The organism is Xanthomonas sp. MUS 060 (assembly GCF_000963215.1).
Classification (GTDB): Bacteria; Pseudomonadota; Gammaproteobacteria; order Xanthomonadales; family Xanthomonadaceae; genus Xanthomonas_A.
The window spans coordinates 1-9,466 of record NZ_JZIM01000037.1 but is presented as its reverse complement, the minus strand read 5'-3'; the positions used below and the strand labels follow the sequence as shown (position 1 = coordinate 9,466).

Genomic DNA, 9,466 nt, shown 5'->3' with positions numbered 1-9,466 from the left:
GTCGAGGCCATCGTCTCCAGAAACATCGAGGTGGGCGTCAGTCAATTGCTACGCGGCAAGCTGTCGGTGTCTTGGTCGGCGCAACGTGAGGCAATCATGGCCGGCCAATAATGCAATCGTATCGTTGAAATTGTAGGGAAAATCTTACAAAACGACAGCCAGACTCCTGATATACAGGGCTTAGCAGTCACGAGAGACTATGCATGCCGGACGCGGAGCCAAGATGGCCGCTCATCTCGCGTGACGCCTGAGCAGCGTCAACCCGGCACCGCGCTATCGCGATCACGCCCTGGGCAGTAGGCTGTCTCTCTCCCTTCCCTCAGGTGAAACCATGGCTGTGCGACTTCCGCTTGCCACGCCATCCCGTGCATCGCCCACGATTGTCCTGACTGCCGTGCCGGCCATGCGGCTGTGCGACTAATCTGGACTGGCCGCATGAAAGCACGATCCGCCCTGACGGCATTCCCCCTTTCTCCAAGGCTAAGGTAACGCGCGATGAGCCAGGAAACCGACGATCAAGACGATCACAGCGACAATCCCTATCGTCCGCGCAAACTCAAAGTGCGCGATCCGCTGCACGATCTGCAGCTCCTGCGCGATATGGCGATCATCAATGCGCGGGTGCGCGCCGAGCTGGGGCCACTGCCACGTGGCGGATTGCCGGTGGAACCCAAGCGTAAACCCGCGCTGCCACCGCACCTGCCTGACGCCGCATCCGCGACCCATCCCCCCGAGGACGACCCGATGAAACTGCAACACCTCTTGCCGCCACCGCCATCATGCCGCTGGCCCTGACCGCCCGCTGCGGGCTGCTCCAAAGGCATCGATGTCGGCAATGACGGCGCTACCGGTCACCTCAATCCGCACCCGGTCAAACGCTACGAAGTGATTGCCACCTCACATGCGCCGGGGCCGTGGGATACGTTTGAGGGGGCCTACATCCACTACGACGTCATCAATCCAAAATGCGTGCCGATGATGAGGTTCGTTGGCGCGCAGCACATGCCTAATACCGGGCTCGATGTTCCCATGACACAGGTGGACGATCACACGTGGAAGGGATATTTTTATCGCGACGCGTTGCTGGACGAGGACTACTTCAAGCTCGGCGTGTGCCACTGGGGTGTCACCAGCGTTAGTGCCAGTGCCATAGCAAAAGGCGTTAGATTTGCCTGGAGTGGTGCGTTTGAAGAACTCCTGCGAGAAAGTCAGGAGGTCTATTACTTCAAGAAGAGCGCATATGGCGATCAGCATCTCGTTGAATATGGCGCTCAAACCCTCGTGGGAGACGACGATGAGGTTACTCAGCATCCAGATGCTCATTTCCCAGTCACAATTGCTGTCAAGGAGGCCGAGCTATGAATCAAGATGATAGGGGGCGTGCCGATGCAGCTATTGATTCATATATAAATCGATCAAAAATCGATATTGAGAAGCAGGCAAAAGTTCTTCTCAATGGGCATTGGCACCAAGTATTTGGTTACGCAAACGATCCTATAACCGGTTTTCATGCTACGGCATATCAGACTGCGGAGAAGCCATATCGCATCATCATCGCCTACCGTGGTACCGATACGGATTTATTTACCGGCGAGACCAAGGCGGAAAAAGCAAGCCATGCGCTTACCACCCTCCAGGACATCGCCGTCGATGCCACGATGTTGCGCGACGCCGTCAATCCACAAAAGGCCGCCGCCGATGCGTTCACCGCGCAGATGCTGGCCAAGGCCGCTGCACGAGGTATCCCCAAAGACCACGTGACCGTCGCCGGTCACTCCCTCGGCGGCGCGCTGGCGCAGATCGAGGCGGCCAAATACGGCCTGGCCGGCTCCACCTACAACGCCTACGGCGCGCGAGGGCTGACCGATGGCAACCCGCAGCCTGGCTGCCACGTCACCAATTACCGCATGGCCAACGATCTGGTGAGCGCCGCCAGTCCTCACGTCGGCAGTGTGGTGTCGTTGGCGAGTCATGACGATGTGCAGAATCTGCGCGCCGGCCGTTATCTGGATGCGCCCGTCGGCGCACCGCCACCGAATGTGCTGATCGCAATGCGACCAGGCGACCACGGCGGTGCCCAGCACTTCGGCAGCCAAAGTCCCGACAACGTCCTGGCCCCGCAGCGTTTCAGCGAAGCGTCGCAACGCTACAAGGACCACCAGAGCGCCTTCGAGCATTTCACCTGGGAGGTTGCTCACGAGCGTGCCGAATTGTCCCAGGCGTTGCGCCAACTACGCGCACACCCTGACCAAACCCACCTGCCAGCGGATATCCAGCGGCAGGTGAACGAATACCTGGCGTTGAACGTGGACCCATCGCTGCGCGAGGCCATCGAACATCACGCGTCCGTGCAGATCACGGCACGCGGCCTGCACGATGCCGGCGATGCCGCACGCTCGGTGGGCCATGCGGTACACGACATGGACGAGCGCATGGCCTCGGCGGCGCATCGGGCGGGTGTCGCGGCTTTCCCATTGAATCCCATGGGGGCGCTGACCGGTCTGGCGGCCGGTGGGCGAAGCGGCGCACTTGCACGGGCGCGCTGCCGATGGTTTGGGCCACTTCGTCGGCGATCAATTCGAGTCGGCCAAGCACGCCGTCGAACAGAGTGCACACTATGTTGCCGACGCGGCGCAGCGGGTCATCCACGACCCTGACGTCCAGGCGGCAGGGACCAACGTCGTGAATCAGGCGGTCGATCTCTATCATGGCGCGCAGTCCGCCGCACATTCATCCGCCGGACAGGCGATTGGGCAAGCATACGACGCGACCAAGTACATCGTTTCGCCCGGCATCGACGTGGTCGAACACGCAGCCGGGCAAGCCTACGACACGCTGACGCATCCGGGTCAGTTGTTCCAGCACAGCCCGCAAGTGGTTTGGGCCACTTCGTCGGCGATCAATTCGAGTCGGCCAAGCACGCCGTCGAACAGAGTGCACACTATGTTGCCGACGCGGCGCAGCGGGTCATCCACGACCCTGACGTCCAGGCGGCAGGGACCAACGTCGTGAATCAGGCGGTCGATCTCTATCATGGCGCGCAGTCCGCCGCACATTCATCCGCCGGACAGGCGATTGGGCAAGCATACGACGCGACCAAGTACATCGTTTCGCCCGGCATCGACGTGGTCGAACACGCAGCCGGGCAAGCCTACGACACGCTGACGCATCCGGGTCAGTTGTTCCAGCACAGCCCGCAAGCCGCCCGCGTCCATCCCTCCCACAGCGACGAACGCGGATACGTCCTCCTCTTCATCTTCATCCTCATCCGCCGCCGCATCCGCCATGCCGCCCCAGGCCATGGACAGGCACACGGGCCTGCAGGAAGACCATGCCGCCCAGCTGCGCCAGGAACACATACGACAGGCGCAGCAGCAGGCGATGCACCTGACGCAAGTCCATCGGCAGACACAACCGCCACCCGCTCACAGCAACCCGGCCCATGCCTCTTCATCTTCATCCTCATCCGCCGCCGCATCCGCCATGCCGCCCCAGGCCATGGACAGGCACACGGGCCTGCAGGAAGACCATGCCGCCCAGCTGCGCCAGGAACACATACGACAGGCGCAGCAGCAGGCGATGCACCTGACGCAAGTCCATCGGCAGACACAACCGCCACCCGCTCACAGCAACCCGGCCCATGAAAAGCCGGCCGGCGTGGACATGCAGGAACAGGCGCGGATCGCGCAACTCCAGCAGCAGGAACAGCAGGCAGGCGCAGGCAGCGCGCGAGCAGCAACACCGCCTCGCGCAGCAACATGCCCAGTTGCACCGTCAAACCATGGATGCGCAGCAACGCGAACACGAACAGCGCCACAGCCAAGACACCCGGTCGCATCAGCACGAACAGCGCCAAGCTGGCGAGGCGATGTTGTACACCCCGCCGACGCGCACACCGCGTTCGGATGAGCATCTCCAAGACTTCCGTCACCCGGACCACCCGCTGCGCAGGCAGCGCGCGAGCAGCAACACCGCCTCGCGCAGCAACATGCCCAGTTGCACCGTCAAACCATGGATGCGCAGCAACGCGAACACGAACAGCGCCACAGCCAAGACACCCGGTCGCATCAGCACGAACAGCGCCAAGCTGGCGAGGCGATGTTGTACACCCCGCCGACGCGCACACCGCGTTCGGATGAGCATCTCCAAGACTTCCGTCACCCGGACCACCCGCTCCACCCACCCACGCTATACCCTGTTCAAGGACGCCCTCGCGCAGTCCCACGACGTGCCCAGGAATGGCGACAAATTACCCTACGGCCCGGAGCAGCAGGAACGACTGGCGGCCGCGTTCACCAATACCCTGGGCATCGATAAGAATTTCGAACACAGCATCAAAGGCTTCAAACAACACGAGGGCCAATTGCTGGCCTACGAAAATCCTTTCTCGGTGTACGAGAAAAGCAAGGTGCTGCGGATCGATCCGCAGCAGGCGTTGGCGCAATCGCCCGAGCAGCATGCCGCCACCTGGCGGGTACGGGAAGCGACCCATGCACCGGCGCCGCCAAGCCGTGCCATTGCCCACGCTATACCCTGTTCAAGGACGCCCTCGCGCAGTCCCACGACGTGCCCAGGAATGGCGACAAATTACCCTACGGCCCGGAGCAGCAGGAACGACTGGCGGCCGCGTTCACCAATACCCTGGGCATCGATAAGAATTTCGAACACAGCATCAAAGGCTTCAAACAACACGAGGGCCAATTGCTGGCCTACGAAAATCCTTTCTCGGTGTACGAGAAAAGCAAGGTGCTGCGGATCGATCCGCAGCAGGCGTTGGCGCAATCGCCCGAGCAGCATGCCGCCACCTGGCGGGNTCATGCGCTGTTCGGCCAGGCGCGCGATGCCATCGCCGATGCGCATGAACGCTGGGGTCGTCCCGTGCCGAATGCGGAGCAGTTGGACCGCCATGCGGCACAAGTGGTCGTGGAGACGCGCAAGTTTGGTCATACCGAAGTTGAGAAGATCTATCTGGGCCTGCCGCAAGGCCATACGACTCAGACGCCGAATTACCTGGCGAAATCCCACGGACAGCTATGGGCGCGAGTCGATGCGCCGCAACTGACGCAAGCGCCGGACGTGGCCCAGGCTAGCCAGCAATTGCAGAGCGTGGAGCAGCAGCGGCTCGCCGAGCAGGCGATGCAGGCCCAGCGCGCGGCGCAGATGCAAGGGCAGGGCATGGTCATGAAGCTGTAGGGGGCAACCGTAGACCATCCAGACACACCACATGGACGACCATGCGCCAAGCTGCATTTCTCACACCCGATTTCCACCGATTTCCCAAGGAAGACTCCCCCGATGAATTCGCGTACCAAAGCCATTACCGCTGTTATCGCGTTGCTACCCGTTGCCATCGCTGGGCTGTATCTGTCTGGCTTTTTGGTGCTTGCTGACTCTGCTCGGAGAACACGCACAGGTCCAACTACTGACCTATTGGCGCTATTGGCAGGTGGTGGATCAACCCGCGTGGCATCCGTATGCCACGAAAATCAAGCTGTCGGGTATCTGCGGCTTCGGCTTGCCTGTCATGCTCTACCTCATCATGGTGTATGCCATGTTGCGGACGAAGGCGCGGGAGTTGTATGGCAATGCGCGCTGGGCGCGCAGTGGCGATCTGTCCCGGCACGATGTGCTGAAGGACGATCCGCGTGGATTGATTGCCTGCCGCTTCGGTCGCCGCTTCATCCGCATCCAGTCCAAGCACTTGTTGTTGGCGGCCAGTACCCGTGGCGGCAAGGGCGTGAGCGTGGTCATTCCGAATTTGCTGGCATGGCTGGAGTCGGCGGTGATCCTGGACGTCAAGCGGACTCTGCTCGGAGAACACGCACAGGTCCAACTACTGACCTATTGGCGCTATTGGCAGGTGGTGGATCAACCCGCGTGGCATCCGTATGCCACGAAAATCAAGCTGTCGGGTATCTGCGGCTTCGGCTTGCCTGTCATGCTCTACCTCATCATGGTGTATGCCATGTTGCGGACGAAGGCGCGGGAGTTGTATGGCAATGCGCGCTGGGCGCGCAGTGGCGATCTGTCCCGGCACGATGTGCTGAAGGACGATCCGCGTGGATTGATTGCCTGCCGCTTCGGTCGCCGCTTCATCCGCATCCAGTCCAAGCACTTGTTGTTGGCGGCCAGTACCCGTGGCGGCAAGGGCGTGAGCGTGGTCATTCCGAATTTGCTGGCATGGCTGGAGTCGGCGGTGATCCTGGACGTCAAGCGCGAAGCATGGGAAAAAACCGCTGGCCAGCGCGCCAAATACGGCCAGGTGTATCTGTCTGTTCGATCCGTTTAGCGACGACGGTAGTACGCACCGTTGGAATCCGCTGGGCTATGTGCGCCTGGACCCGAACCATCGTAACGGCGACATCGTCGCCATCGCCGCCACGCTGTACAAGGAGATGAGCGGCGAGAATCCGTTCTGGCCGGCAATGGGCCGCAAGACCTTTGTGGCTGCCTGCGAATACCTGTTTGACGAGTATGTTTCCAAGAAGGGGACTGCATTTGAAACGGGCTTGCCCACACTTGGGGGCGTCTATCGGCTGCTCGCCGGCGCACACCTCAAACCCGGTCAGTCGCTGCAACAGTACTTGGTCGAACTGCTCAATCAGCCCACGCTCGGTTCGCATGCGCGGACTGGCCTGAATAACCTGGTCGGCCTGGCTTCGGAAACCTTCACCTCGGCCATCGAAACGGCGCTAGCGCCGCTGAACATTTTCAGCAACCCGATTGTGGACGCGGCGACCAGTGCAAACGATTTTGACCTGAGCAAGTTGCGCAAGACCATCCAGTCGATCTACGTGGGCGTCAGTCCAGCCAAGCTGATCGAAGCCAAAGGCGTGTTGAATCTGTTCTTCGAGCAAGCGATCAAGCTCAATGGCCGCGAGTTGCCCGAACACAACCCAGAGCTGAAATACCAGTGCATGTTCATGCTCGATGAATTCACCGCGCTGGGTCGTGTGGAGATCGTCCCGGTAGCCGTGGGCTGGGTCGCTGGTTATGGCATCCGCATTGTGATCGTGATCCAGTCGATTGCGCAGTTTGAATCAGTCTATGGTGCCGACACAGCGCGCGGCCTGATTACCAATCTCGGCGTGCGGATCGTGTTCACTCCGCGAGAGCAACGCGATTCGATCCGTTTAGCGACGACGGTAGTACGCACCGTTGGAATCCGCTGGGCTATGTGCGCCTGGACCCGAACCATCGTAACGGCGACATCGTCGCCATCGCCGCCACGCTGTACAAGGAGATGAGCGGCGAGAATCCGTTCTGGCCGGCAATGGGCCGCAAGACCTTTGTGGCTGCCTGCGAATACCTGTTTGACGAGTATGTTTCCAAGAAGGGGACTGCATTTGAAACGGGCTTGCCCACACTTGGGGGCGTCTATCGGCTGCTCGCCGGCGCACACCTCAAACCCGGTCAGTCGCTGCAACAGTACTTGGTCGAACTGCTCAATCAGCCCACGCTCGGTTCGCATGCGCGGACTGGCCTGAATAACCTGGTCGGCCTGGCTTCGGAAACCTTCACCTCGGCCATCGAAACGGCGCTAGCGCCGCTGAACATTTTCAGCAACCCGATTGTGGACGCGGCGACCAGTGCAAACGATTTTGACCTGAGCAAGTTGCGCAAGACCATCCAGTCGATCTACGTGGGCGTCAGTCCAGCCAAGCTGATCGAAGCCAAAGGCGTGTTGAATCTGTTCTTCGAGCAAGCGATCAAGCTCAATGGCCGCGAGTTGCCCGAACACAACCCAGAGCTGAAATACCAGTGCATGTTCATGCTCGATGAATTCACCGCGCTGGGTCGTGTGGAGATCGTCCCGGTAGCCGTGGGCTGGGTCGCTGGTTATGGCATCCGCATTGTGATCGTGATCCAGTCGATTGCGCAGTTTGAATCAGTCTATGGTGCCGACACAGCGCGCGGCCTGATTACCAATCTCGGCGTGCGGATCGTGTTCACTCCGCGAGAGCAACGCGATGCCTGCCGAGGAATACTCGAAGATGCTGGGCGAGACCACGGTGCGCCGTCGGCAGCGCACGCAATCCTACGGCCAAGGCAATAGCCACAGCTATACCGAGGTACTGGATCGACGTCCGCTGATGAATCCTGATGAAATCAAGGGACTGGCGCCGGAGAAAGCCATCGTGTTCATCGAGGGGGTTGGCTATCCGATCCTGGCGGACAAGATCTTTTACTACAAGGACAGCTATTTCAAGCCGCTGCTGCTGAAAGCACCGCAGGTGCCCCGACTCGCGTTGGGCGTGGCGTAATCGCGTGAGGTTTTTCGGTCGAGGGCGTGCTGACCTAAGCCAGCGCCTGGATGTCCTGGAAAAGGCGCTGCTCGATCACAAGAAGAGCATCCACTTCCTGGAAGGCCAGCGCATCCGCACGGTGCGGCAGTTCGCGGCGATGCAGTCGCTGGTGGAGTCGCTGATACGCACACATCCGCGACCGGACATGATGCTGCGTTGGTGGAATCACGAAGTCCCGCACACATCCGCGACCGGACATGATGCTGCGTTGGTGGAATCACGAAGTCCCAAAACTGATCGATGAGGTCAGCGAGGTGCCCGACGATATCCACGCCGAACATCAATTGGAGGCGCTTGCCTGGCAGGGGATGGTGAAGCGCTATACCTACCTGATCGAGGCGGCGGCGGATTTTTATGCGCAACACCATGAAGGTGAAGGCTGAAGCGGCGGCACCGCATCGCTTGATGACTGCGATACGCAGTGAATGTCAACGCCGATTTAAATCTGACCTACTTTCCGTCGGATCGCCGAAGTGACACGCCCCCTAAATAATGGCCCTGGAATCGGGTAGGAGGGCAGCTAGACCCTACTAGCAGTTCTGGATCCTCATAATTTTCCCAATAGGAACTACACGAGCAGCCTGACATCATCGCCCGCAGATAGCTCTTCTGACGCATTAAGTGCTAACAGGTATCGCGAGGACGACGGTGTGAACTCTAGTTTGTTCCGCAAAGAGGTCTATGAGAACAGGCGTAGCCAGCTGGTCGGTTCCATATCCCTGCGGTCTCCACGGATTGGATGGGTTTTCGTGGTGTTTAGTGCGTGCGCTGTCCTTGCGATCACGCTGCTACTCGTCTTGGGCCAGTACACCCGCCGTGAGCCGGTGAGCGGGACATTGGTGCCGACACATGGGCTGCTCACGGTGGCCACTCCCTCGGTAGGCTCCATCACGCGCATCTTTGTGCGCGAGGGTGATCGCGTCAGAGCGGGTCAGCCGCTGCTGGAGGTGTCTGAAACGCAAAGCAGCGCATTGAAGGGTGACGTCGGGGTTGCGGTATCCGAGCAGCTGTCTTTCAAACGCCAGCGGCTGCTCGACGATCTCACTGGCCAGGACCGTTTGGCAGGCATGCAGCGCAGGGACATCCGACAGCGTATTGCGCTGCTCCAGGCGCAGATCCGGCAGGTGGATGATCAGGCCGCAGTGCAGGCCCAGCGGTCG

At 60.4% G+C, this 9,466-nt stretch carries 14 protein-coding genes and 1 pseudogene; 9 read left to right on the top strand and 6 right to left on the bottom strand.

Annotated features, from left to right (window positions below):
• Window positions 1–495: 495 nt before the first annotated feature.
• The 3 genes and pseudogenes from XANALMUS060_RS23105 to XANALMUS060_RS20175 form a co-directional block, all read left to right on the top strand.
• Window positions 496–684, top strand: a pseudogene (locus XANALMUS060_RS23105) (hypothetical protein); the annotation flags it as partial.
• Window positions 685–885: 201 nt separating this feature from the next.
• Window positions 886–1,362: a hypothetical protein gene (locus XANALMUS060_RS22335; RefSeq protein ID WP_235430566.1), complete on the top strand. Its 477-nt coding sequence runs from the start codon at window positions 886–888 to the stop codon at window positions 1,360–1,362.
• Between the two features lie 296 nt (window positions 1,363–1,658).
• Window positions 1,659–2,657 (top strand): hypothetical protein, encoded by a 999-nt coding sequence (locus XANALMUS060_RS20175; RefSeq protein ID WP_343122987.1) that lies wholly within the window; start codon window positions 1,659–1,661, stop codon window positions 2,655–2,657.
• A gap of 192 nt (window positions 2,658–2,849) precedes the next feature.
• Here XANALMUS060_RS20175 and XANALMUS060_RS17735 read toward each other — a convergent pair whose 3' ends face one another.
• From XANALMUS060_RS17735 to XANALMUS060_RS16025, 6 genes are all read right to left on the bottom strand, one after another.
• On the bottom strand, window positions 2,850–3,035 hold the full coding sequence (locus tag XANALMUS060_RS17735; RefSeq protein WP_152640558.1) for a hypothetical protein: 186 nt from the start codon (window positions 3,033–3,035) through the stop codon (window positions 2,850–2,852).
• Between the two features lie 21 nt (window positions 3,036–3,056).
• The gene (locus tag XANALMUS060_RS17730; RefSeq protein WP_152640557.1) at window positions 3,057–3,302 is read right to left on the bottom strand and encodes a hypothetical protein; all 246 of its coding nucleotides are present in this window, start codon (window positions 3,300–3,302) and stop codon (window positions 3,057–3,059) included.
• Window positions 3,265–3,444, bottom strand: a complete 180-nt coding sequence (locus XANALMUS060_RS20170; protein ID WP_152640556.1) for a hypothetical protein — start codon at window positions 3,442–3,444, stop codon at window positions 3,265–3,267. Before XANALMUS060_RS20170 ends, XANALMUS060_RS17730 begins: the two co-directional genes overlap by 38 nt.
• An 18-nt stretch (window positions 3,445–3,462) precedes the next feature.
• Window positions 3,463–3,690, bottom strand: a complete 228-nt coding sequence (locus XANALMUS060_RS17725) for a hypothetical protein (RefSeq protein ID WP_052688211.1) — start codon at window positions 3,688–3,690, stop codon at window positions 3,463–3,465.
• 237 nt (window positions 3,691–3,927) lie between these two features.
• Window positions 3,928–4,143, bottom strand: a complete 216-nt coding sequence (locus XANALMUS060_RS20165; RefSeq protein WP_152640555.1) for a hypothetical protein — start codon at window positions 4,141–4,143, stop codon at window positions 3,928–3,930.
• A 106-nt stretch (window positions 4,144–4,249) separates the two neighbouring features.
• Window positions 4,250–4,492, bottom strand: coding sequence for a hypothetical protein (locus XANALMUS060_RS16025; RefSeq protein ID WP_152640554.1), 243 nt, complete (start codon window positions 4,490–4,492; stop codon window positions 4,250–4,252).
• Window positions 4,493–5,383: 891 nt separating this feature from the next.
• On the opposite strand from XANALMUS060_RS16025, the gene XANALMUS060_RS17720 reads away from it, so the two are divergent.
• The 6 genes from XANALMUS060_RS17720 to XANALMUS060_RS16000 all read left to right on the top strand — a co-directional run.
• Complete coding sequence (locus tag XANALMUS060_RS17720) at window positions 5,384–6,289, top strand: type IV secretory system conjugative DNA transfer family protein (protein WP_052688210.1); 906 nt, start codon at window positions 5,384–5,386, stop codon at window positions 6,287–6,289.
• Window positions 6,237–7,247 (top strand): type IV secretory system conjugative DNA transfer family protein, encoded by a 1,011-nt coding sequence (locus XANALMUS060_RS17715; RefSeq protein WP_343122988.1) that lies wholly within the window; start codon window positions 6,237–6,239, stop codon window positions 7,245–7,247. The genes XANALMUS060_RS17720 and XANALMUS060_RS17715 overlap by 53 nt, the downstream gene beginning before the upstream one ends.
• Window positions 7,178–8,056 carry a type IV secretory system conjugative DNA transfer family protein gene (locus XANALMUS060_RS16010; RefSeq protein ID WP_052688208.1) on the top strand — a complete coding sequence of 293 codons (879 nt, stop codon included), beginning with the start codon at window positions 7,178–7,180 and terminating at the stop codon, window positions 8,054–8,056. The genes XANALMUS060_RS17715 and XANALMUS060_RS16010 overlap by 70 nt, the downstream gene beginning before the upstream one ends.
• Window positions 7,995–8,264, top strand: coding sequence for a type IV secretory system conjugative DNA transfer family protein (locus tag XANALMUS060_RS17710; protein ID WP_052688207.1), 270 nt, complete (start codon window positions 7,995–7,997; stop codon window positions 8,262–8,264). Before XANALMUS060_RS16010 ends, XANALMUS060_RS17710 begins: the two co-directional genes overlap by 62 nt.
• Window positions 8,265–8,503: 239 nt before the next feature.
• The gene (locus XANALMUS060_RS16005) at window positions 8,504–8,689 is read left to right on the top strand and encodes a hypothetical protein (protein WP_045739290.1); all 186 of its coding nucleotides are present in this window, start codon (window positions 8,504–8,506) and stop codon (window positions 8,687–8,689) included.
• A 414-nt stretch (window positions 8,690–9,103) separates the two neighbouring features.
• Window positions 9,104–9,466: biotin/lipoyl-binding protein (locus tag XANALMUS060_RS16000; protein ID WP_161795452.1), on the top strand; the 363-nt coding region annotated here is incomplete at its 3' end.

Coding starts and splice junctions, on each gene's coding strand:
- XANALMUS060_RS16025 (WP_152640554.1), bottom strand. CDS start 4,492: ATGGGTCGCTTCCCGTACCCGCCAGGTGGCGGCATGCTGCTCGGGCGA.
- XANALMUS060_RS20165 (WP_152640555.1), bottom strand. CDS start 4,143: ATGCTCATCCGAACGCGGTGTGCGCGTCGGCGGGGTGTACAACATCGC.
- XANALMUS060_RS16005 (WP_045739290.1), top strand. CDS start 8,504: ATGATGCTGCGTTGGTGGAATCACGAAGTCCCAAAACTGATCGATGAG.
- XANALMUS060_RS17710 (WP_052688207.1), top strand. CDS start 7,995: ATGCTGGGCGAGACCACGGTGCGCCGTCGGCAGCGCACGCAATCCTAC.
- XANALMUS060_RS17730 (WP_152640557.1), bottom strand. CDS start 3,302: ATGGCCTGGGGCGGCATGGCGGATGCGGCGGCGGATGAGGATGAAGAT.
- XANALMUS060_RS20170 (WP_152640556.1), bottom strand. CDS start 3,444: ATGGGCCGGGTTGCTGTGAGCGGGTGGCGGTTGTGTCTGCCGATGGAC.
- XANALMUS060_RS17735 (WP_152640558.1), bottom strand. CDS start 3,035: ATGATAGAGATCGACCGCCTGATTCACGACGTTGGTCCCTGCCGCCTG.
- XANALMUS060_RS20175 (WP_343122987.1), top strand. CDS start 1,659: ATGTTGCGCGACGCCGTCAATCCACAAAAGGCCGCCGCCGATGCGTTC.